Origin of the sequence: Octadecabacter ascidiaceicola, assembly GCF_900185015.1 — a bacterium.
GTDB classification, from domain to species: domain Bacteria; phylum Pseudomonadota; class Alphaproteobacteria; order Rhodobacterales; family Rhodobacteraceae; genus Octadecabacter; species Octadecabacter ascidiaceicola.
On sequence record NZ_FXYD01000002.1, the window covers coordinates 39,637 to 62,812 of the forward strand.

The 23,176-nt window shown below is 53.7% G+C and carries 20 protein-coding genes and 2 pseudogenes; 9 read left to right on the forward strand and 13 right to left on the reverse strand.

Going from position 1 to position 23,176, the window contains the following annotated elements; translation table 11 throughout:
• Positions 1–30: 30 nt before the first annotated feature.
• Positions 31–837 (reverse strand): hypothetical protein, encoded by an 807-nt coding sequence (locus tag OCA8868_RS05500; RefSeq protein ID WP_093995590.1) that lies wholly within the window; start codon positions 835–837, stop codon positions 31–33.
• Positions 838–951: 114 nt separating this feature from the next.
• On the opposite strand from OCA8868_RS05500, the gene OCA8868_RS05505 reads away from it, so the two are divergent.
• On the forward strand, positions 952–1,383 hold the full coding sequence (locus tag OCA8868_RS05505; RefSeq protein WP_093995591.1) for a glyoxalase superfamily protein: 432 nt from the start codon (positions 952–954) through the stop codon (positions 1,381–1,383).
• A 194-nt stretch (positions 1,384–1,577) separates the two neighbouring features.
• Here OCA8868_RS05505 and OCA8868_RS05510 read toward each other — a convergent pair.
• From OCA8868_RS05510 to OCA8868_RS05520, 3 genes and pseudogenes are all read right to left on the reverse strand, one after another.
• A pseudogene (locus OCA8868_RS05510) lies at positions 1,578–1,976 on the reverse strand (transposase); the annotation flags it as partial.
• A gap of 323 nt (positions 1,977–2,299) precedes the next feature.
• Entirely contained in the window at positions 2,300–3,814 is a 1,515-nt protein-coding gene (locus tag OCA8868_RS05515; RefSeq protein WP_093995592.1) for an aldehyde dehydrogenase (NADP(+)), read from the reverse strand.
• 90 nt (positions 3,815–3,904) lie between these two features.
• Positions 3,905–4,585 carry a GntR family transcriptional regulator gene (locus tag OCA8868_RS05520; RefSeq protein ID WP_093995593.1) on the reverse strand — a complete coding sequence of 227 codons (681 nt, stop codon included), beginning with the start codon at positions 4,583–4,585 and terminating at the stop codon, positions 3,905–3,907.
• A 154-nt stretch (positions 4,586–4,739) separates the two neighbouring features.
• On the opposite strand from OCA8868_RS05520, the gene OCA8868_RS05525 reads away from it, so the two are divergent.
• Positions 4,740–5,759, forward strand: coding sequence for an Ldh family oxidoreductase (locus tag OCA8868_RS05525; protein ID WP_093995594.1), 1,020 nt, complete (start codon positions 4,740–4,742; stop codon positions 5,757–5,759).
• Between the two features lie 2 nt (positions 5,760–5,761).
• Here OCA8868_RS05525 and OCA8868_RS17010 read toward each other — a convergent pair.
• From OCA8868_RS17010 to dctP, 8 genes and pseudogenes are all read right to left on the reverse strand, one after another.
• Positions 5,762–6,802, reverse strand: a pseudogene (locus tag OCA8868_RS17010) (proline racemase family protein).
• Positions 6,799–8,037 (reverse strand): NAD(P)/FAD-dependent oxidoreductase, encoded by a 1,239-nt coding sequence (locus OCA8868_RS05535; protein ID WP_093995595.1) that lies wholly within the window; start codon positions 8,035–8,037, stop codon positions 6,799–6,801. Before OCA8868_RS05535 ends, OCA8868_RS17010 begins: the two are co-directional and overlap by 4 nt.
• Positions 8,038–8,095: 58 nt before the next feature.
• Positions 8,096–9,028, reverse strand: a complete 933-nt coding sequence (locus OCA8868_RS05540; protein WP_093995596.1) for a 4-hydroxyproline epimerase — start codon at positions 9,026–9,028, stop codon at positions 8,096–8,098.
• Positions 9,019–9,978 carry a dihydrodipicolinate synthase family protein gene (locus OCA8868_RS05545; RefSeq protein WP_093995597.1) on the reverse strand — a complete coding sequence of 320 codons (960 nt, stop codon included), beginning with the start codon at positions 9,976–9,978 and terminating at the stop codon, positions 9,019–9,021. Before OCA8868_RS05545 ends, OCA8868_RS05540 begins: the two co-directional genes overlap by 10 nt.
• A 742-nt stretch (positions 9,979–10,720) precedes the next feature.
• Entirely contained in the window at positions 10,721–10,828 is a 108-nt protein-coding gene (locus OCA8868_RS16785) for an adenine nucleotide alpha hydrolase family protein (RefSeq protein ID WP_245848062.1), read from the reverse strand.
• A gap of 466 nt (positions 10,829–11,294) precedes the next feature.
• Positions 11,295–12,587 carry a TRAP transporter large permease gene (locus OCA8868_RS05555; protein WP_093995598.1) on the reverse strand — a complete coding sequence of 431 codons (1,293 nt, stop codon included), beginning with the start codon at positions 12,585–12,587 and terminating at the stop codon, positions 11,295–11,297.
• On the reverse strand, positions 12,584–13,198 hold the full coding sequence (locus tag OCA8868_RS05560) for a TRAP transporter small permease (protein ID WP_093995599.1): 615 nt from the start codon (positions 13,196–13,198) through the stop codon (positions 12,584–12,586). The genes OCA8868_RS05555 and OCA8868_RS05560 overlap by 4 nt, the downstream gene beginning before the upstream one ends.
• Before the next feature lie 81 nt (positions 13,199–13,279).
• Positions 13,280–14,278, reverse strand: a complete 999-nt coding sequence (gene dctP, locus OCA8868_RS05565; protein ID WP_093995600.1) for a TRAP transporter substrate-binding protein DctP — start codon at positions 14,276–14,278, stop codon at positions 13,280–13,282.
• Between the two features lie 1,540 nt (positions 14,279–15,818).
• Here dctP and OCA8868_RS05575 point away from each other — a divergent pair.
• From OCA8868_RS05575 to OCA8868_RS05605, 7 genes are all read left to right on the forward strand, one after another.
• Positions 15,819–16,730, forward strand: coding sequence for a lipid A-modifier LpxR family protein (locus OCA8868_RS05575; RefSeq protein ID WP_093996159.1), 912 nt, complete (start codon positions 15,819–15,821; stop codon positions 16,728–16,730).
• Between the two features lie 115 nt (positions 16,731–16,845).
• Positions 16,846–17,910 carry a Hint domain-containing protein gene (locus OCA8868_RS05580; RefSeq protein WP_093995601.1) on the forward strand — a complete coding sequence of 355 codons (1,065 nt, stop codon included), beginning with the start codon at positions 16,846–16,848 and terminating at the stop codon, positions 17,908–17,910.
• A 176-nt stretch (positions 17,911–18,086) separates the two neighbouring features.
• A complete protein-coding gene (rpsD, locus tag OCA8868_RS05585; protein WP_093995602.1) occupies positions 18,087–18,707 on the forward strand; it encodes a 30S ribosomal protein S4 in 621 nt (206 codons plus the stop codon).
• 166 nt (positions 18,708–18,873) lie between these two features.
• Entirely contained in the window at positions 18,874–19,455 is a 582-nt protein-coding gene (locus OCA8868_RS05590; RefSeq protein WP_093995603.1) for a TIGR00645 family protein, read from the forward strand.
• A gap of 62 nt (positions 19,456–19,517) precedes the next feature.
• Positions 19,518–20,615 carry a histidinol-phosphate transaminase gene (gene hisC / locus OCA8868_RS05595; RefSeq protein WP_093995604.1) on the forward strand — a complete coding sequence of 366 codons (1,098 nt, stop codon included), beginning with the start codon at positions 19,518–19,520 and terminating at the stop codon, positions 20,613–20,615.
• Positions 20,612–21,526: a prephenate/arogenate dehydrogenase family protein gene (locus tag OCA8868_RS05600; protein WP_093995605.1), complete on the forward strand. Its 915-nt coding sequence runs from the start codon at positions 20,612–20,614 to the stop codon at positions 21,524–21,526. Before hisC ends, OCA8868_RS05600 begins: the two co-directional genes overlap by 4 nt.
• A complete protein-coding gene (locus tag OCA8868_RS05605; RefSeq protein ID WP_093995606.1) occupies positions 21,523–22,128 on the forward strand; it encodes an extensin-like domain-containing protein in 606 nt (201 codons plus the stop codon). Before OCA8868_RS05600 ends, OCA8868_RS05605 begins: the two co-directional genes overlap by 4 nt.
• A gap of 1 nt (position 22,129) precedes the next feature.
• Here OCA8868_RS05605 and OCA8868_RS05610 read toward each other — a convergent pair whose 3' ends face one another.
• Entirely contained in the window at positions 22,130–23,125 is a 996-nt protein-coding gene (locus tag OCA8868_RS05610) for a DUF2125 domain-containing protein (protein WP_093995607.1), read from the reverse strand.
• Between the last annotated feature and the right edge of the window lie 51 nt (positions 23,126–23,176).

Consider the following 23,176-nt stretch of genomic DNA (forward strand, 5'->3'; position numbering starts at 1 on the left):
GGATCGGCCTCGTGTTCTTTAATGAACTCTTCAATCTTGCCTTTTCGGGCGGTTTTCAGATTCGGCACCTTCGGTATCTCCAATCAAATTTTTGCGGCCATCTCTTGCTAAACCAGACAGTTCCAATCTTCTTCTTGATACAACCCTCATTAGGTGATTGACCCTAGCATTCCAATTTACAAACTTTTCATCCAAAACTTCACTCTCTACCTTGCTAAAGTCTACGATAATCTTTTCTTCGTCTGTCCAGCCAGACACCTTTTCCAAGTCAGACCGCGCTATGGCCACAAACCCAGAGTTTGAGGAGATTTTCGCCTCAAGATCAGACATTCGTGCATCTCTGAAAGCCAAGTCGCCCTTCCTTGTGATGTTATAAATATGGTTTCGGTGTTGGAATAAACGCATTTCAAAATCTCGAAGGGCGTCAATCTCATGGGCTATCGTAACATAGCTAAATACGCGTTCAAGATTCTCGTTGTATTTCTCTAACTTTGCATCAAGCATTTGTCTTTCATTATTTGCCACTCGATCACTCAATGTAAGTTCTCGATGCTCACGTGCGAACATTATTCGAAATAAAAAGACACAAGCTAAGATATTCAAAACTACAGCAGCCCAAGGGAACCACGTTTGTGAAGGCCAGTTTGGTGCCGACATTGCCAGCCATCCAAAAAACTCAAATATATCTAGAGGAACTGTAATTTTCTCTACGATGACGGGGACCATTACAAGCCCTCCGACCAAAGTGGCGACAAGCTTATGGTTTTTTGCCTTAGTCCAAGCGCGAGAGAATCCCCCCGCGCTCCTTTGATTGACAGGCTGAACGTCATTTCCCATTCGTCACTCATCTCACGATTCCTTTCCTTGAGTCCATACGTATGTTGAGGGGATAGGCCCCAAAAGAAACGACCTATTGCTTGGAGTTTTCCACACCGAGAAAGGAGTGGCACGATGACTGAACAATATCCGACTGTTGCTCAGGCAAAGGACCTGGCAAAAAAGCTTCGCTTGGCGAAAGGTTCAAATGGAACCGCCATTGGACATGCCCAATCGCTGGAACAGGTTGCCCATCAACATGGCTTTCGCGATTGGAATACCATGCTGGCAGCGATCGGAAACGGCGCACCAAAGGGATGGAGTGTCGGCGAGAAGGTAAGCGGAACCTATCTGTCACAGTTTTTTTCTGCGACGGTTGTCAGTGTACGGCAACTCAAGCCGGGATGGTTTCGGGTCGAGCTGGATTTGAATGAACCGGTTGATGTTGTTTCTTTCGAGAGCTTCTCGAATTTTCGAAAACGGATACGTGGTACGGTTGGTCCGAAGGGGCATTCAGTGGAACGCACCAGCGACTGGGAGCCGCACCTTCAAATCGACCTTGGGTAGGGCGGGCAGCTGCTCTGTCACTTTACGCAAAATGTACCCGGCGCTTGCAAATCAGGCGCCGGGTCAGACATCTAGATCTATTTTAGGCTTTTCGGGGTTATCCTTGTAACACTCTCGGTCTTGCTGGTTCACTGCGCGGGAGGAACAAACGCAGGGTCAATCGCCATGCGTTGGCCGCTGACCAATCCTTCCTAAATACACTGCGCAACTGTCGTCTCGAACAGATGTCGCAGCAGATCACTCTCTCGGAAGCGCCCGTACCTGTTCTTGGAAAACGTCGAATGGTCAGGCACGCGATCACTCAAATCAAGACGGCAGAACCAGCGATATGCCTGGTTGAGATGAACCTCTTCACACAAGCGACGTTCGGACCGGATGCCAAAACAGTAGCCCACCAAAAGCATGCAGATCAGTAACTCGGGATCGATGGAAGGGCGGCCCGTGTGGCTATAAAACTGACTTAAGTACTGGCGGATACCGTTCAAATCGACGAACCGATCAATCGGCCGTATCAGGTGATCTTGCGGGACAAGATCTTCCAGAGAGAACTCATAGAACAGCACCGCCTGTGCTTCCTGCTTTGGTCCCAGCATCCCTAAATCTCCCAACCAATATTGGAATTGAATCAGCGGATGCCCCATCGATCAAGAAGAGTTTTTCAACAAAATAAGCCGTTCGGACGCTTGGATCCCAGTGTGATTCAAGCCACCCTTTGGATCCAGAGCCGCACACGAATGTTTCTTTGGCGGGATGTCCGCCTGCGTTCAGGCTGCGAACTCAAGCCAAGTCTGCGAAACTTAGCAATTTGCGGGCCGACAATGGAGAAGTGGCCGCGCGGTGCAAGCAACGCGGCCACTTCATTATCACCTCAACCGGTCTGGATGGCATAGTTTCCGGGTATTCGGGAAGAAACCGGTTAGGCTTGGCGTTCAGGTACCAATTCTGCTGGCAGGTTCTGGTAGCAGACCGGACGCAGGAAGCGGCGGATCGATAAAGTTCCAACGGAAGTCGCGCCGAAGTTTGTCGATGCAGGGTAGGGCCCGCCGTGAACCATTGTGTCGCTCACCTCGACCCCGGTCGGGAAGCCGTTTGCAAGAATACGCCCGGCCTTTCGCTCAAAGATCGGCATCAATGCCGCTGCTGCTGGCAGATCAGAGTCGTCCATATGCAGTGTGCAGGTCAATTGTCCTTGCAAGCTCAGAGCGATTTTTCGCATCTCGGCTTCGTTTTCTGCTTCGACGATGAGGCCCAACGGACCAAACACTTCTTCTGCCAGCGCGTGGTTGTTCAACCAGTTCTTGGCTGTTGTACGGTACAGGTAAGGCGTTGCGTCGCGCTGGTCACACATCGACACAAGCAATTCCTGCACGCCGCTGGTTTCAGCTATCTGCCGTTGACCATCACGATAGGCTGATGCAATTCCGTCTGTCAGCATAGTTTGCGCTGTAACATCGCCTAACGCCTGACACGCAGCTGTTGCAAATGCTTCACCAGCCTCACCTGCACAAACAACCGCGATTCCGGGATTGGTGCAAAATTGTCCGGCACCCATGCTAAGCGAAGCGGCCCAGCCCTTACCGATGGCTTCTCCGCGTGCGTGTAGGGCGTTATTCAGGATGAACATCGGATTGACCGACCCGAGCTCCCCAAAAAACGGAATGGGTTCCGGGCGCGAAGCGCATAGATCGAACAAAGCGCGTCCGCCTGCCAGAGAGCCGGTGAATCCAACAGCCTTGATCAATGGATGCTGAACAAGAGCTGCGCCAACCGCGCGATTGCCGCCCTGGATCATGCTGAAGACACCCGGTTGCAGGTTGCACTTTCGGATGGCAGCTGCAATGGCTTCGGCGATAATCTCGCCGGTGCCCGGATGGGCCGAATGGCCTTTGACAACAACGGGGCATCCAGCGGCAAGTGCTGCGGCTGTGTCACCACCGGCTGTGGAAAACGCCAATGGAAAGTTCGAGGCCCCGAACACGGCAACCGGGCCGATCGGGCGTTGGACCATCTTCAAGTCCGGGCGCGGCAGAGGCTGTCGGTCCGGCAGTGCGCCGTCGTGGCGGCGATCCAGATAGTCCCCTGCCAGAATGTGAGAAGCAAACAGGCGTAGTTGCCCTGTTGTGCGCCCCCGTTCCCCTTGCAAGCGGGCTTCGGGAAGACCGGTTTCCTGCGTGCCGATTTCAGTGATGGCGGCGGCGCGTGCCTCGATCTCGTCAGCGATGGTGTTCAAGAATTCTGCGCGGACTTCACGGGAAGAGTAGCCATAGTCCCAAAACGCGTCTTCGGCGGCCTGAACTGCGGCATCCACATCCTCAACGCGCCCGACGGCGTAGTCGTGGCTGGGGCCATGGGCTGGGCTGGACGAAAAAATTGCGTCGCCCGATGTCCAGTTTCCTGCAATCAGATGTTTCCCGTGTGGCGTAAAGTTCATCTCGGTCTCGCTTCCAGAAAGAGCTAGTTATGGATATTGTATCCAATATAATATCTCAAAGTGCAAGGCCGTATCGCGTGCGTCGTTCCGCTACGCTCCGTTTTGGCTTCTTTGAGCTGCCACCATTTCCAGCAATTCGTTCTTGGTTCGAGAAATGTGCTTTTCAAGCAGTTCGCCTGCGCTCACCACGTCGCCTTCTATGGCATATGCCAGCAACTTTCGATGCTCTTTGCGGGCGGGGTCGCGTTGTTTCATCACGCTCAGATGAATGCGGACATAGCGGTCGGAATGTATACTTATCCGTGCCAGCAAATCGTCGGTCAATCGCCGGTCGGCGGCAGCATATAGGGCCGCATGATAATCATGGTTGAGCTGCCCCCATTGGCCTACATCATCCGATGCGTAGGATCCTTCCATATCCGCCAGAATTTTTTCACATCGTTCAAAATCAACAGACGTCATGTTTGGGATTGCGCGGCGAAACAGGTCGGCTTCGATCAGAGCCCGCAGATCGAATATCTCACCGATTTCGCGCAACGAGTGTTTAACGACTGAACCGCCTATATTGTTTTCCCACGAGATCAGCCCTTCAGCACTGAGCCGCTTAAGCGCCTCGCGCACCGGCATACGAGAGACCTCGTATTCTTCAGCAAGCAACTCTTGCCGAATAGCTTCCCCTTCCGCGATATCACCACTTAGAATTCGATCTCGCAGATCATCAGAAATCATTTCTGGTAAGCTCAGTTTCTTGAATGCCCGACTGGCTGCCATGATGCTGTCTTTCAATTGTATTTTGGATGCAAAGTATCCTAGGTCCACTGTGTATATCAATATTGAAGTTATTTTGTGCATGGAAATTGGTTGAACTCGTACAATGAATCATTGCATCCAATATCCATATTGACACCAGGCAAGGATAATCAGCATGACAAGTTCAAAACAGATAAGCCTGTCAGAAATCAAAACCCTGAGTCTATCGATCTTGAGCCATGTTGGCTACGGGCGCGCCCACGCTGCTGCTATCACTGAAATGCTCTATGCCTGTCAGTTGGACGATTGTCAGTCCCATGGCCTGTTTCGGCTGATCATGTGTGCGCAGACGATGCTAGCGGGCAAGGTAGACGGCCACGCACTGCCTCATGTCGCACATTCGGACAATGCGGTGGTCAAAGTGGATGCACGAGGTGGCATATCTCTGTTGGCGTTTGAAAAGGCCCTGCCGGCACTGGTTGAGAAATCCCGCCATCACGGGATCGCCGCTATGGCCATCAACAACTGTTTTCACTTTTCAGCGCTTTGGCCTGAAGTCGAAAGGCTTTCCGCTGCCGGTCTGGCGGCGATGGCCATGGTTCCGAGTCATTCCTGGGTCGCGCCAGCCGGTGGGACGCGCGGCAGCCTCGGCACCAACCCATTGGCCTTTTCCTGGCCGCGCTCGGGTCAGGACCCGTTCACGTTTGATTTTGCCACTAGCGGTTTTGCGCGAGGTGAGATTGAGCTTTATAAACGTGCGGGCAAACCACTGCCAGCAGGTGTGGCAATCGACAGGGATGGAAATCCTACAACTGATCCGCAGTCTGCACTGGATGGCGCGATGCTGACCTTTGGTGGCTACAAAGGATCTGCCTTATCCGTTATGATCGAATTGCTGGCGGGCCCGTTGATTGATGATATGACCAGCCTTGAAAGCATGGAATTTGCAGGTGGTGCGGCGGGCGCACCATACCATGGTGAGATCATTCTGGCCTTTGACCCGGTGCAGTTCAGCAACGGTAAGGTCGCAGAAAACGACGCGCGGGCGGAACGACTGTTCGCTGACATCATTGATCAGGGCGCACGCCTGCCCTCGCAACGACGTTTTGCTGCCCGGGCGCGCAATTTAAAGCGTGGATATGTCGAGATTCCCGAGGCTCTGTACAACGAACTGCTATCCCTGCGCGACGACTGAGCTTAGGCGCCCCAGGTATCGCTCAGACGAGATCCGCCAGGCCATGGGTCGGACAGGTCCAACATATGTTGGTGCGGGCCGGTGATCCAGCCCCGCCCGCTGATTTCAGGAATGATGGCGGAGCGTTCTCACACCTGCGCCTGATAAACGATATGCCCTATGAAACATGATCCGATGATCGATACCGCCTTGAACGTTTGACCAAATTGCATCTGTCCTTTGGCCGCCATCAACGCCATGCGGGCAGACTCTGCAGTACCGGTTGGCAGGCGATCCATCTTGCCCGGCTGGATGGCCACAGTTGATTTCCCTGTCGGCCGGTTCCTGGCTGGCTCAACACACCACAAAACGCACAGAATGAGATGTGACCCCAATCGGGAAACCCGGGGTGGGTAAACCCAAACTGCTCATTTGCCGCATCGCTGATCGCTACGCCGCAGCGAGCAATGTCTTTGGCCTCTGCCTCGACAATCTCTAACCCCGCGGATGCGGCATCAACCACCACGAAACTGGCCCCGCCATCGGCGGTATCGCGATGGTCAGGGTGCCCAATCCCGGCAGCTCCAGCGGCACATCGAACTTGTCGGCAAAACTGGGTAGGTTCTGCACAAAAACCCGTTCAGCTTTGCCACCTCTGCACTCGGCCCGTACCATGACCAGCCCGCCGGGGGCCTCCAGCTGAAGCTCCGTTACGGGCTCGTGCATTTCAACCAGCCCGGCATCAAGCAGAACTGTCGAGACACAAATCGAATTTGATCCCGACATTGGCCGCGTATCTTCCGGCTCCATGATGATAAAGGCGGCATCGGCTTGGGGATGTTTGGGCGGCACCAGCAGGTTCACATGGCGAAACACCCCGCCGCGCGGTTCATTGAGCACAAAGCTTCGCAGAGTCTCATCCCGGGCGACAAAGCTAAGTCGTTTCCACAAGGTTTCGCCGGGCGGCGGCGCAACGCAACCATAGTCACATCGCCGACCTCACCCTCTGCGTGGGCCGAGATAACATGTATGATTTTCCTGATACGCGTCGGTGATTCCTTCAAAAACGCGTTGGAGCATAGGGTGCAATCGAAATTGATGGAGCCTTCTCGTTGATGATCGACCCCACCAACTCGGCGGTCCCCGCTGCTTGAGTTAGGCCCAGATGCCCGTGGCCAAAGGCATAGATTACGTTGCCAGCACGTTGCGATATTCCGATGACCGGTAGGCTGTCCGGCATCGAGGGACGAAATCCCATCCATTGCTTGCCACCTTCGGTCTTGAGGTCTGGCAAGAAGCGTGCCGCTTTCCTGAGCAGGATATCGGCGCGTTTGTAATTCGGGGCCATCTTCAGCCCGCCCAACTCAACAGCGCCGCCGACACGCACACCATCATTGATGCGGCTGACAACAAAGCCATGCCCGCCAAAGGTAAGATGCGTACGCAGGTCAAAGGCTGCATCCGGCAATGTGGTGTTGTACCCGCGCTCGGTCTCAAGCGGGATGCGGTCCCCCAGAGTGCGTGCGAGATGATGCGACCAGGCCCCACACGCCACAACAATCTTGCTTGCGACGGTTTCGCCATCAGAGGTGGTCAGCAACACACCATCCGCTGTGTTTTCCAGCGCACGGATATCACCTTTTTCAATGGCACCGCCCTGTGCCACAAAGGTCTGTGCCAGATGTTCGACCCAGGTTTTGGGGTCAACCACATTCATCCACTGTGGCGTGTAGCCTGCATGGGTGAACCGCGGATCAATACCCGGCTGAATCTCGGCAATGGCCCTAGCACTTTCCAGCAATTCAAATTCAATTCCATGGGTGCGGCGTAAATTCCACGTCTTCAAACTGGCCTTATACTCGCGCGCACCTTCAAACAGTTGCAATTGCCCTTCCCGCCGAATGAGACTTTCGCCATCAACCCCTGCAATCTGCCGTTCCAGTGCCTTGCGTGAAAGGCCCATCAGCGCGGTTTGTGCAACGATGGAATGCTCATACCTATCCTGCCAACTGGCCCGCCAGAACCGCAACATCCAGGGCGCGATCCTGTGGGCATAACTGGGCGGCAACGACAGTGGTCCCGATGGGTCCAGCAGCCATTTGGGTGCCTTTAGCATGATTCCGGGAGTGGCCAAGGGCACGATATCGGAGAATGCAAAAGCCCCAGCATTGCCCCGCGAGGCTTCGGCGGCCACGCCCTTGCGATCAATCACCTGCACGCAATGACCCTGCCGGAGCAGTTCCAGCGCTATGCTGATACCAACCACGCCTGCACCAACAACAACAATTTTCTGTGGCATGAGAAACGCCTATGCTCGATTGTTAGGCATCGAGGCGAAGAGTCCGCCCCGACGGGTGTTACAGAACGATGCCCGCCCTGAACGGATCATCGGTTGCAAAGATCAGAGTGCTTTTGGCCATGATATGCGCCTCGCCGGTCAACGTCGGAATGATGCCGCCTTCGGATCCCCGCTGATATGACAAGCGATATGCGCTTCCAATCACGCTCTTCAGAGTAATCTGCTGACCTGGGTCCAGTTGCCCCCGTGCCGCCAGGCATGCCGCAAACGCAGAGCTGCCCGTGCCACAAGGAGACCGGTCATATTCACCATCCGGGCACAGAACGAAATTGCGCCTCAGGCAGTCGCTGTTCGGGGATGGGCCGCTCAGGATAACGTGATCCACTGGCTGCCCCTGAGGCCCCCCAATTCCTCGCTCATTGCATGTCTTGCGGATTGCTATGGATAAATCCTTCAGGCGTTGAATATTTGCCGTCGAAACCTCGATTGGCTCAGCGTCTGCAATAAAGAACCAATTGCCTCCATAAGCCAGATCCCCGGTTACCCTTCCATACCCTTCAACCTCGACCGATACGTCTGCGGCCACTCGGCGGCTTTCAATATTGGTCACTGAGACAGTGTTGGTATCATGAAGTTCGACGGTCACAATCCCAGCAGGGGTTTCTATCCGATGCGTTCCCACCTCGATCCGACCCTCTTCGGCCAACGTCACCGCCAGGCCGATGGTACCGTGCCCGCACATGCCCAAGACCGCTTCGGCATCAAAATAGATCACACCGATGACACAGCTAGGATCAACGGGTTCAACCAGAAGAGCCCCGACCATGCCCGGCTGGCCGCGTGGTTCCAGCAGAACCGATTTGTAGAACGCCTCGTGATCCTTGGCCAAACGCAGTGTACGTTTGGCCAAGGACCCAGATCCAAGATCCGGACCGCCATCAAGGATCACCCGTGTGGGCATTCCTCCAGTATGGCTGTCGATTACATGCATTCAGAGATGATCCCGCCCTGCTTTGACCAATCCGCAAACCATGCGTTGAAGAGCGCATATTGCTGTTCGCAATAGTTGCGCTGTGCGTCATTAAGCTCATCAGTTGCGTTGAAGTGCAGACGGTATTCCTCCTCGCCATTCAGGACGAGCAGATACTTGTAGTAAAGAACAAGGTCGGTGCCTTCGTCGAAGCTGGCCAAAACACCAAAAGCTTCCTCCAGTTCTTGGGCGCGCAGTCGAGCTTCCGCATTGCCTTCAGCAGCTTTCTGCGACAAAGCGGCCAGCAGAAGGGCTTCCTTGGGCAGGGCAGTACCAATACCTGTAATTGATCCGGTGGCGCCACAGTTGACAAAACCATGATAAACTTCTGTGTCCACGCCAACCATCAGAGTAATCTGATCGTCCTTCGACGTAATATGCTCTGCTGCGTAACGCAGATCGCTCTTTCCGCCAAATTCTTTAAACCCAATCAGATTGGGATGCTCGGCGCGTAACGCGAGGAACAGATCGGCGCGCGTGGCGAAGCCGTAGACCGGGCTGTTGTAGATGACCGCCGGTACGTCTGGCGCAGCTGTCAAAATAGCCTCGAAATGGTTCTTCTGCGCTTCGATGGAAGACCCGCGTGACAACACACGCGGGATCACCATCAGCCCCGCTGCGCCAACCTTCTGGGCGTGGGCCGCATGTGCCACGGCAGATTTCGAGTTGATCGCCCCGGTCCCCACTACAACGGGCAAGCCAGCTTCCACCAGACGCTCAACTCCAGTCATCCGCTCTTCGTCGGACAAAAGAGGCCAATCTCCCATCGAGCCACAGTAAACCACGGCCGACATTCCGGCCTCGACCATTTCCTTGCCCTTTTTAACGAGGGCGTCGAAATCCGGTGTCCGGTCTGTTTTGCACGGCGTCATGAGGGCGGGCATTGTTCCCGTAAAGATGTTCGTTGACATATCGTCTCCTGATTCTTGTGGTCGTAGACCTGTGTTTCTTCAAATTTTCAGCATCAGATTTAGAGCCTCAGAAATACGAGTGTACGTAGCACCCATCTTGGATATCTGAATTCCCGCTCTTATTGATTCGCTTTGCTCTGAAGTGCTGACTTCTCCTCATTGATACATGTAATGTATCCAAAATCCAATATGCAAAATTTGAGAAATAGTGACTTAGGAGGTAGTCAGCATACCACTGCAAGCTAGGTTGCGTCGCCCTGAGTTTGTGACTGTACCGCACCCGGATCTATGCAAGTCATGACCTCTGTGCATATCAAAGTTGCAATATCTATTATTTTGCTTCTGCGGGAGTAGGAATACATGTCGCCATGTAAATACAATATCCAATCCCAACTGGAGACAAAGAGAATGACCCAAGATCGTCGCGAAAACGCCAAGTTCGTATTCTTCATTGCTGCCGGAATGGCACTTGTTATCGCATTATCTATCCTGCCCTACGTTTGACTTTGGGCATGCGGTTGCGCGCGAAAGGCAAAACCCAGAGGAACCAAAAGCCGGCAAAGTTCGCCGGCCTTTGTGATTTTAGTTTGACCACAGTCGCGAATTCACACATGCAACCAGTCACTTTACCCATCACCCAAGCAGTAGGTCCAGCAACCCTAGCGACATCCCTAGAATGAACTTTGTAGACCCCAGATCCGCCAGACGCCATTTCTATCCAATCGGCTTCGTTTTCGAACTTTCAGACTCGCAACACATGAACCGCGCAATATGCGTGACGCACTACGAGTGCGGAAGTCGAGCCTAAGAAGAACTCTTTCATACCGGGTTCGTATGATGCGATGACCACGCAGCCTGCGTCATGAGTATTGGTAAATTCGGTGATCGTGCGCCCTGCTGAGTGGCCTTCAAGTTATACAGCGGACACGCCGGGCTCCTCTGCCACGCGCTGTGTCAATTTCTGATGCGCCTCTTGGTGCAATTTCTTGACGACCTCTTCTTCGAATAAACTAAAATTGAACTGTTGGGCGGCTCGTGGACATGAACGGCAGAGATGCGTCCGCCAGGGGAGATTAACGCACGCGCTGCGGACAGCGCCAGTTGGCTGATCCCATGCTCCAAGGGCAGTGCAACAACGATATTATCGTACATGATGATCTTCCATAATTTATTGGGCTTACCCAACTTCCTATTGATTCCGTCTTATGCAGGGGACGTTTGGATTGAGAATGTCTGTGACGCCGCGCACAACATTGTAAAAAAAAAGAGGCGCCCCAACCTTTGGGGCGCCTCTTTTTTAGAGCAAAAGTTCGCTTCTATCGGCTGAGCAGCAAATCCGGCAGCCACAGGGCCAATTCAGGAACAAACGTTGTAAGCATCAGCGTCGGCAACCAAGCGAACACGATGAAGATCAACGTTGGCCAAAGCATCTTTGACACAGGAACATCACATACCTGCGCGCCAAGATAGAGCAGCGGCGCGGTTGGCGGCGTGATGTTTGCCATCCCAAGATTGACGCCGATGATGGCGGCAAAATGGATTGGATCCACACCAACACTTTGTGCGATTGGCAGCAGGATCGGCGTTGCCAATAGCAGGCCTGAGATATCATCCATCAGCATTCCGATTAAGATCATCACAACGTTGATCATCAGCAAGATTACGATTGGATTATCCGATACCGAGTAGACCATTTGCTTGGCCAACGCCGGAGCACCTTGGGCGATCAGATTGTCAGACACGATCAGAACCATGAAGATCATGACCATAACCATGCCGATCGTCACTCCGGAAGCCTGGATGGTGGTCGCCAGAGATTTCCATGTCAGGCCGCGATAGAAGTAAATCGCAATCGGGATCGCATAAACAACAGCAATACCCGCAGCCTCTGTCGGGGTCATGATACCGCCGTAAATGCCGCCCAGAATGATAATGGGCATCATCAATGCCGGGCCTGCCAGCCGCCCCTGCATACCCAAAGTCGGGAGGAACGGTGACGGACGGTCCTTTACCTGAATGTCATCGAATTTACGCAGCATGAACTGGTTGGTGATAATCAACAACGTAATCAGGATGATCGCGGGGATAACCGTGGACAGAAAGCACTTCAGTACGTGTTGCTGGGCGACCCAGCCGTACAGAATGTGCGATGCACTGGGCGGGATCAGAAGGCCTAGTGGGCTCGCGGATACGATCAGCGCCGCAGATTGCCCACGTGGGTAATTGGCCCCCTTTAGGTGGGGCATCATGATGCCGCCGATGCAGGTCAGTGTCGCATTGGCACTGCCGGAAATGGAGCCGAAGACCCCACAGGCCAGCACGCCCGCCGCGCTCAACCCACCTTTGATGTGGCCGATGAACATCTCGGCCAAAGACACGAGAGGTGCCGCGATCTTGCCTTTCTCCATGATGCCACCGGCAATCATAAAAAGAGGAATAGCCAGCAGGACCAGCGACCGGACTCCGGTCGCCCCTGTGGGCAAATAGCCCGAAACGGACTGGTCCCCGACCAAGGCGATGAAGATGAGAACCGAGCCAAACGCCACATAAACGCTAACGCCCAACAGCAGCATCAAACAGACTATGAGTAGACTTCCAGTAATGATCATTTGGCAGCCTCCTTGGCCGAATCGGATTTCAAAGGAAGGCCAAGCCCCTGGCGAATATGCACATAGAGATATGCGGCCGTGAACATCGCCATGAAGCTAAAGGCGATCATGATCGCGATCCGCCATGTCACGAAGGGAATCCGCAGAACCGGGGTTGCGCGCAAACGCGGGAACGAGAAATCGTCAGCCAGCGAAACATAGCAGGCATAAACGATAAACAGGATTACGAAGACTTCGATCGTTAGAACGAGGAACTCGCGCCACCAAATCTTTTTGGGATCCTTGATCACAATGCTCAAGATGTCGGCGTTGATGTGCATCTTGCGTTCTGATGCCAAAACCGCACCGGCAAAGAAGCCGACGATGCTGATGGCCAAGAGCCACTCTTCGTAAGCAAAAAGGTCTCCGCCAAACCCGTATCTGATGATCACGACCAAGCCGAATGTCAGCGCCATCAGGAAACCGGAAAACGTCACGATTAACTTCATGATGGCCAGCATCCATTCCATCGGCGCGCCAATGAACCTCGGCAATTCCTCGGTGATCTTTGGCTCGATTTCCAACGTCTCGTTCGCAACGATAATTGGCCGTTCTTCTGGTGTATCTGTCATGTCCCCCCCCCGATTATTTATAAATTGGGTCTAGCAAAAAGAGGGCCGGCAAATCCGCCGGCCCTCTTGATATTATTGGTATCAGTTCTTGTCCGCCAGCAGACGATCAATGATATCCTGGCCGACGGTTTCAGCCATCATGGGCCAGACTGTTTCCTGGATGTGAGCAGCCATTGCAGCCTGTTCTTCATCCGTCAAGGTCAGAATGGTGTATCCGCTTTCGACAAGCATTTCTCCAAACTTCGCGTCGTTTTCGCGGTTGTATGTGAAGAAGTCATCGGACGCTTTGGTCATCGCTGCCGAAAGGGCCGCGCGCTGCTCGTCATTTAGCTCATCGAGAGTACGCTGAGACGCGTAAAATGACGTCAGCTCTGAGATTGAGTTGTACTCAACAAAGTGCGTACCAACATCAGACTGCGCAAAGATCGAGTATGTCGCTGTCTTGGTGCAGCAAATCGCGCCATCCACGATGCCCGATTGGATCGCCGGGAAGATATCCCCCCACGCCATTGTCGTCGCCTGGTAGCCCAGCTCTTCGACCATGGTTTTCACTACGTTCGAAGACCAAACACGGATGTTCATGCCTTTGTCGTCGAATGTGTTGTAGTTGGTTGGCTCTTGCGTCGCGACGATACCGACGAACCCTTCAGGGTTCTGCGCCAAGACGCTCACGCCATACTCATCCGTGATTTCCTGCAGGATTGTATTATATTCGGAATCCATGTTGCGCATGATGTTATCCATGTCGTCCCAACCGCCCACGAGGAACGGCATCGACAAGAATTCAAGACGGGGATCTGTATCTGCATAGATAAAGGCCGCAGCCAAATCGATGTTGCCGCGCGCGACGTCCTCAAACAGGGCCTCACCAGAGCCAAGCTGGTTGGCGGGGAACAATTCGATTGTCAGGCCCACATCAGCAGCAGCAACGTCCGCCGCAACCTGCTCCATCATCACTGTCCCTTGATGGTCGATCGGGAATACGCCTGCAAAACGCAGCGTCATCTCCTCAGCAAAGGCAGCAGTTGACAACAAGGTGCCAATCGCACCAGCCGCAAAGGTTTTCGGTAATATCTTCATCTCAAGTTCTCCATGTTATGAGGGCAGTAGGTTTGGAAGCCGCTTGTTAGGCTTCCTTTTTTGGGGATGCTATTTTGGCAAGACACGTCGATTTTGACTTCTGACAAACTTGCGAAACAAGGTGCGTCATTGTCAACAGATTTCGGTTCAAACAGAAATCACCGAGTCCGAACATGCAATCTCCTCCAAAACGCAATAAATGTACTTCTATAGTATTTAATATCCAAAATCCAATATTTTCTGCTCACACCATCCATGGTTCCGACCACCAGTCAGAGTCCCGGCAAGAATCGAGCTGTTCCTGACGGGTAAGGGGTGGACAGAACTCAATGCTATGCGTTTTCACTCTAGCGAAATTATTGCACGACTATGGCGACCAAGGCACCAACCCTCGGTCATCGATAAGCCTGCCTTAGCCTAGGTGTCACAAAGCGTTGCGTTGTGATTTCAGGCCACTCCAAGTCGACTAGAACGGCCGTGATTTCATCAGATCCTCAGTCCACCTTGGCGCGAAAATAAGCTCCGTCGAAGTCTTCTACTTCCACTTAGATTTATTTATGCTGCTGCGTCCGCTTTATTGGTATGTGAGTGAATAGTTTCAGCTGCAGTAAACGGCCGGTTTCCGCCCTTCATGTAAATCAAGCTGGGTGCCTGTTTATACTGAAGGTCCACCCAAGATCTAGTTAACTATCAACGACGGTGTGTTATGAATGCCCGCCGGGAGGTACACCGACATTCATTGAAAAATGAGCGAATGCGCGGTTGTGAGCCGAACCAACGGCCCAGTCTTGTTGGATCGGTACATCTAGCCGGTCGTCAACGCACCGTTCATCCAATTCCGAAGGCCATAACCTATGGAGCGACGAGTGAATGGCGGGCAAAGAGTAGACGAAAAGATAATTTTCTTGGTTACTTTGGAAACGCAGAGATTAGGTGCCAATAAGCGACTATCTTAGGTTCATAGCTGTGGACGTCGATACTGCCGGGTACGATATCGCGAGCATCTGTCAAATTGGCCTTGCTTTTGTTGGGTTCGACAGCTCAATTGTAATTTATTGAGCATACATTGATCCCTGCACGCCATTCGTTGCGGGCAATACCCGATTGAATGGCATTGATGCTGCAACAGTCAGGAACGCCCCAATTTTGCAGAAGTATTGCCAGACCTGCGTCCGGTTCTCGAGGCATAAAATCAGGATGCTGAGCACTTCGCAGCGGTCGGTCTTTGACTTTCAGTGATGCGATAGGGCGACTTCGTGGGCTGTAAGGCATCAAAACAACCATCAGCTCAAACTGAGGGCTCAAATTTCATGAGAAATAGTACTTAGACTTAATATACATGCTATGTGTATTTTATGGACGCCAAAGAGTAACATTCAAAGATGGGTCACGGATCGGGCTATGATTTGCTTGAAAAAGTACTTATCGAATGGGTAAACTATGGGTCAATTTACACCGTCGCAATTGAATGAGATAGGGGTCGCCAATGGGCGGCCTTTTATCTTACTGTCTGCGAAACAACCTTAAGTTGGGGAAGACGATGCGTTTGATTGGAATTCTTTGTGCGAGTTTGGTAACCGCTGCACCTGCCGCTGCACAGGAGCGTGAAACACTTGGGTATGGCCGCATATTCTCCAATGATTTCTTTGGCGACAATGAGGATCGCTGGAGGTCAGGATCTTATGCATTTTCCATCGTACGCGGCCCTGACTGGCAAAACCGCGCGCCGAGCGCGCCGGGCGCTTTGCTTGAATATCGTTTGCGCACCGAAATCATCGCTCCGTCGGAATTGAATGGAGCCGGTTCGAATGATCGCGCTTATGTCGGAACGCTGTCCGCGGGCGTCCATACGCATTTCACACGAGGCGGTGCTGATGTCTCACTTGGGGTTGATGTTGTGGCCGTTGGGCCACAGACCGGTGTGGCCGATATGCAGGATTGGTTCCATGATGTGGTGAGTGCTCCGAACATCTCAAATTCGGTTATCGCCAACCAAGTCGACAATGCATTTTACCCGACCGCCTTGGCAGAGATTTCTTACCCCGTTTCCTTAAGTGAAACGACAACGCTGCGCCCCTTTGTTGAAGCCCAATATGGTGTTGAGAATTTCGTCCGTGTTGGTGCGGATATTTTGATCGGTGGAAACCTGAAAAATGACCTCTGGTTGCGGGACAGCCCGACTGGGCAACTATATACAGGGGTTGAGAGCGAGCGCGCAGGGACCGGATTTGTCCTTGGTGCAGACTATGCGGTTGTCGATGATAGCGCGTATTTCCCGGCAAGTTTTGGCACCGTCGCCGAAGACGAGCGTTTCCGTGCACGCGCCGGTGTTCACTGGCGTCTTGGCGATAGCCTTTCGTACTTCTACGGCGTTACCTATTTAAGCGAAGAATATGTCGGCCAACCCGAGGGTCAACTCGTCGGATCACTGAAACTGAATTTCAACTTCTAAATAAATAGTTAACGCTCGACCTTAAAGTGACTTGATTGCCATGATTCCTGCCTGTTAACCTTTTGATCAGAACCCTGCACGCAGAGGCGGGGCAAAGACAGAGGCAGTAACGGGCATGAAAACGGGCTTTAAAGGCACGTTCGTCATCTCCTGGTCACAAACGGAACTCGATGGGTTCTGGTCAGCACCGCTTGAAAACTTGCGGGTTGGCACGGCATGGTCATGGACGGGCGAAGCGGTACGGGTGGACGGACCCGCAGATATTTTACCATTGGGCGATGCGGCTGGCAAAGCTGACATTCGCAAACGCGCAGCGATGTCTGTGCGTCGGCTGTTGAAGGCCGTCGAGGTCAAGACATCACGGCTAGACCTCGTTGAGGTTGAAGGCCCTGCGTTTGAGCAAAGTTTTACAGTCACAGACGGGCGCGACACGTGGACCGTGACGCTGATCGAAGGTGCAACGCCTTCCGCGCGTTTGTGCATGTTCGTAGGGGAAATCCCACCGCGTACTGCTGATTTGTGGATTGTAAACCACACCGTAGATCTGAAATCCCGTGATCAAAATGATGATCCTGCTGGCGGCGTGATTTGCTTCACGCCCGGCACGATGATCCGCACTGAAGAAGGTTTGATGCGGGTTGAGGATATTGGCGAAGGCACCAAGGTCCAAACAAAGGACAATGGTTGCCAAGAAGTGTTATGGACAGGGCAACGCCGCGTAACAGGCGCGCGCCTTTATGCCATGCCGCACCTCTGCCCGGTTCGCTTGCGGGCTGGGTCACTTGATAACGACGTGCCAGACGCTGGCCTGCTGGTCAGCCCCGATCACCGCGTGATGATCAAAGGCGCGCGTGCGCGTGCATTGTTCAATACTGAGGAAGTCTTGGTAACGGCGCGAGACTTGGTGAATGATCACTCCATCTATGTGGACCGCTCAATGCGCGAAGTTCACTATATTCATATGTTGTTGCCAAACCACGAAGTGGTGTTCGCAAATGGTGTTGAAAGTGAAAGCTTTCATCCAGCGAGTGCAGGGCTTGAGCACCTGGGCGACGATGACCGCGCACGTTTGTTTGCGCAGGTTCCTGACATTCAGACCGACGTGAATTCCTATGGCGCCTACGCGCGGCGTGTGACCTCATCGACAGAAGCGGCAATTCTGCGTCACGACGCGGCCTAAGCCCAAGTTTATTAGCAATCCGACGGTTAGATGTGTTGACTCATGTCTGCACCGGTCGTAATGGAGCGACTTCATTGGTGTTGGTGGTTCCCGCAAGGGAGTACCTGTCGGGGTTCGCCCAAAGGACAACGCCCTTCATAGCCCACAATGGGCACTCTAACGAAGGAGATCAGCGTATGACTAAACGTACCGCTGCCAAGTACAAAATTGACCGCCGGATGGGTGAAAACATCTGGGGTCGTCCGAAATCCCCTGTAAACCGTCGTGAATACGGCCCCGGCCAGCACGGTCAGCGTCGTAAGGGCAAATTGTCCGACTTCGGCATGCAGCTGCGCGCGAAGCAAAAACTGAAGGGTTACTACGGCGACCTGACAGAAAAGCAATTCCGCCGCATCTTTACAGAAGCTGAACGCGTAAAAGGCGACACAGGTGAAAACCTGATCGGTTTGCTTGAGCGCCGCTTGGACGCTGTTGTTTACCGCGCCAAGTTCGTTCCAACTGTATTCGCTGCACGCCAGTTCGTGAACCACGGCCACGTCACAGTGAACGGCAAGAAGGTAAACATCCCTTCCTACCGCGTGAAAGAAGGCGACGTGATTGCAGTTCGTGACAGCTCCAAGCAGAACGTTGCCGTTCTCGAAGCTGTTGCCCTGACTGAGCGTGACGTTCCAGACTACATGGAAGTTGACCACAACAAGATGACAGCGACATTCGTGCGCACACCTGGTTTTGGCGATGTTCCTTACCCAGTCATGATGGAACCAAACCTCGTGATCGAATACTACGCTCAGAACTAATCCAGTTCAGAGCTTGAAATTCGGAAAGCCGCACCTTTTGGTGCGGCTTTTTTGATTCAGATTTCACAGAAATACAACGAGAGCGGGTAATGGGAGCATCTTGCGTTGCGAGGAGAGTCCTTGGCCCGCTAATTGTTTGCAAACAACAACTTTTGGGTAAGGGCTTATGTCAGACGAAAACCAACAAGACGAAAAATTCTCGATTGAGGAATCCTTTGAACGCGGGCTGTTCGCATCTCGGTGGCTGTTGGCGCCTATGTACCTCGGCTTGGTGTTCAGCCTTGCTATGTTGATGGTGATTTTCTGCCGTGAGCTTCTTTACTACATGCCGCAAGTGCTAACGATGTCGGCAGACAAGGGCATCTTGGTTGTGCTGACGTTGATCGATTTGACGTTGGCGGGGAACTTGCTGCTGATCGTTCTGTTTTCTGGCTATGAGAACTTCGTCTCCAAGCTCGATCTGGATGACGACAAAGACAAACCCGATTGGATGGGGACAGTCGACTATTCTGGCCTGAAGATGAAGCTGATCGCATCGATTGTTGCGATTTCAGCGATCCATTTGCTGAAGCGGTTCATGGAAATAGGCACGATGGATGGGGTCGAATTCGAAGAAATGGGATCCAATAACCTATATTGGCTGGTCACCATTCACATGAGCTTCGTGGGATCGGGTATCATCCTTGCGGGGATGGATTGGATTTCGGCCCATGCGAAATTGAAGATGAAAGAAGCAACAAAGAAGTAACGCTTCTGGCCTCTGCGTCCTTGCCCCATTAGAAGGGCGGGGACGCAATACGGAATGGACCGATGAGTAAGATCAAAGCACAACCCGGCATTATGGATATCGCCTTGTATCAAGGTGGGAAAAGCCATGTGGACGGGGTTGAGAATATCTTGAAATTGTCCTCGAACGAAAACCCGTTCGGGCCATCGGATGCCACCAAGGACGCTATGGTTCGTGCGTCCCACGAATTGCACCGCTATCCATCGACCGATCACGCGACCTTGCGCGCAGCGATTGGCGATGTCTGGGGTCTTGATCCTGAACGTATCATTTGCGGAAACGGGTCCGGCGAAGTCCTTATGATGATTGCGCAGGCCTTTGCAGGGAGGGGCGACGAGGTTCTGTTCACCGAACATGGCTTCGCCATGTACCCGATTTACGCCAATGCCAACGGGGCCAAGCCGGTCGTTGTGGCGGAAAAGAACCGCACCGTTGACGTGGATGCGCTGCTTGCGGCTTGCACCAAGAAAACCAAGGTCTGCTACATTGCCAATCCAGCGAACCCAACGGGCACCATGATCGATGAAGCTGAGCTTGCACGCTTGGCGGACGGGCTGCCTAAAGGCGCTGTGTTGGTTCTGGATGGTGCCTACGCTGAATACGTTGAGGGTTTTGATGGTGGTAAAGCGCTGGTCGAAAGCCGCGACAACGTCATCATGACGCGAACCTTTTCCAAGATTTACGGGCTAGGCGGCCTGCGGATCGGGTATGGCTACGCGCCAAAGCCGATTATCGATGTGCTGATGCGCATTCGTGGGCCGTTCAACCTGTCCGCGCCTGCCTTGGCCGCAGCTGAAACCGCGATGCGTGACACCGCTCACACCGAGAAATGCCGCACCGAAAACGCCAAACAGCGCGAATGGATGGCCGCTGCACTAGCCGATATGGGCCTGCCGTCTGATCCCTCAAGCGCGAATTTTATTCTGGTGCGTTTTGCCTCGGCGGACGAAGCCAAAGCCTGCAACGATCACTTGGCGGCGCAGGGCATTCTGGTGCGCTACGTGGGCGGTTACGGCCTGCCTGAAGGCCTGCGTATTACTGTGGGCGACGAGGCATCATGCCGCCGTGCTGTCCATGCCATCGGGCAATTCGTGAACCCCGAAAAGGACGAAAACGCATGACCGTAATGTATGACCGTGTGGCGCTTATCGGGCTGGGCCTGATTGCGTCGTCAATGTTCTGGGCTATGAAACGTGGCGGTATCGCTGGCGAAGTGATCGGATATGCACGTTCTAGCGAAACACGCGATGTCGCCCGTGAAATCGGCTTGTGCGACCGCGTTTGTGATAGCGCAGCAGAGGCCTGCGAAGGGGCAGATTTGATTGTATTGTGCGTGCCAATCGGCGCGATGGATGCCGTCAGCCGTGAAATCGCTGGCGCGTTGAAAAAGGGTGCTGTCGTCACCGATGTGGGTTCCGTGAAACGCGCGGTGATCGACGTTGTTGGGCCGCATATCCCAGACGGCGTGCATTTCGTTCCGGGCCACCCGCTTGCGGGTACCGAGCAATCCGGCCCGCGTTCCGGTTTTGCGGAACTATTTGATAACCGCTGGTGTGTTTTGACACCTGAGGGCGCTGACGCAGATGCGACCGCGAAATTGCGTAAATACTGGGAAGCGTTGGGCTCGAATGTCGATGAGATGGACGCGGATCACCATGATCTGGTGCTGGCCGTCACGTCCCACACGCCGCACTTGATTGCGTACACAATGGTCGGTGTCGCCGATGACCTGAGCCGCGTGACAGACACCGAAGTCGTCAAGTTTTCCGCGGCGGGTTTCCGTGATTTCACCCGTATCGCTGCGTCTGATCCGACCATGTGGCGCGATGTGTTTTTGAACAACAAAGACGCGACGCTGGAAATTCTGGGCCGCTTCACCGAAGAATTGTTCGCGTTGCAACGCGCGATCCGTCAGGGCGATGGCGAGCATTTGCACGACTATTTCACCCGCACTCGCAGCATCCGCCGCGGCATTATCGAAGCGGGCCAAGATACGGACGCGCCAAACTTTGGCCGTAACCCGAAACCATGAAGGTGTTAACGGCAGTATTGGGCATCGCCTTGGTGCTGAGTGCCTGTTCGCGCGACGAACCTGAAACGGTTGCGCAGGTCGGCCCCGGAAACGTGTGCGGTGATCCGGCGTTGTTCGGTGAAACAATCGGCACAGTCGAAGGCGCGGGCGCTTGCGGCGTTGAAGGCGCGGTACGTCTGACTTCGGTGTCCGGTGTGACACTTTCAACGCCGGCGACAATCAATTGCTCGACCGCGATGGCATTGAAAACATGGGTGGAAGATGGCGTTCGCCCCACAGTAGGGGACACCGGAGGTGGCGTGGAATCCTTACGTGTTGTGGCGCATTACGCGTGCCGTAGCCGCAACAACCAATCCGGCGCACGCCTGTCTGAGCATAGCTTTGGTAACGCGATTGATATTGCAGGTATCGGGCTGGCCGATGGGTCCGAAATGACGGTTCTGACTGGATGGAACGGACAATACGCCACGCAGCTACGCCAGATGTGGCAAGCGGCCTGTGGTCCCTTCGGAACGGTCCTCGGCCCCGAAGCAGACCGCCATCACCGCGATCACTTCCATTTTGACACCGCAGACTATCGTTCCGGCAGCTATTGCCGCTGAACTAGCGCAGCAATGGCGCGACACCTAGCGGGATCGGCCCAAGCATCATCTGCCCATCGGTAATCGACAGCGTTGTTGTCAGCGTGTCTGGCACATGGGGCGTCTCGTCGATGTTGGAGGCCATCCCGACGATCAGCAAACGCTGCTCCTCAGGAATTGCGCCTGTCGCCACGGCGAGATCCAAAATCTGCTGCCAGTTGCGTGCTGAAATGCTGAAGGATCCGTTCAGCAGCCCCATTTCATCAGGTGTTACATCGCCAATTGCGGAAACGGAAACCTCCCCCCAAGCAAGCGCGAATTCCTTGATGCTTACGGCTGACAGTTCAATCGGGCTGGCGGTATTGCCGTTCAATTCGATGGGCGCGGTTAAATCAATGTCGCTATCAAAACGAAGGCTCTGAATGATTGGCGGCTGTAGATTTTGCGGATCAATAAGGCGGCGTACGTCTTCGGGCAGCTCAATCGAACGCGCTTCAAGAAACAGATCGTAGGTTTGGACCGTTTCCGGTGTCAGGCGCATAGCGGCAAGGATGCTTGCCATCGCCAGTTCCGCGCCTTCTTCAGTGCGGATGCGCGGGTAGTCCATTTCGATCGTGGCGGTCTGAAATGCCAGCGCCGCGCTCGCACGCACTTTGCCTGATGCACGCATGTCATTGGTAAGTAGGGTGAAAACCTCCCCGGCCACGGTCAGGGTTTGCTCATGCGGGAAAACGGCGATGACCTCATTGGGGCGGTAAGACAGGGCAAAAAGTTGAAAGATCGGCGCGGTCCAGCTGGTTGCGGACAGCGGGTCGCTGAACTCTAGATTGGTAATCGTCGTGTCAAACCGCGACGGGAAACCCTTGGTGCTGAGCGTGTCATACGTCAGGTCGTAGTCGCCGGCGTTGATCTCAATCAAGGCTTCCGTGAGCTTTGATTGGATTTGCGAGCGTCCGACGAACCAGTAGCCACCGTAAAGAGTGGCTGAGATAACAACAAGGGCAATCAGTTTACGCATGTTTTCGGTCTTTCAAGGACGTGTTTATTGGTGTTTAGAGGAGCGCAAGCA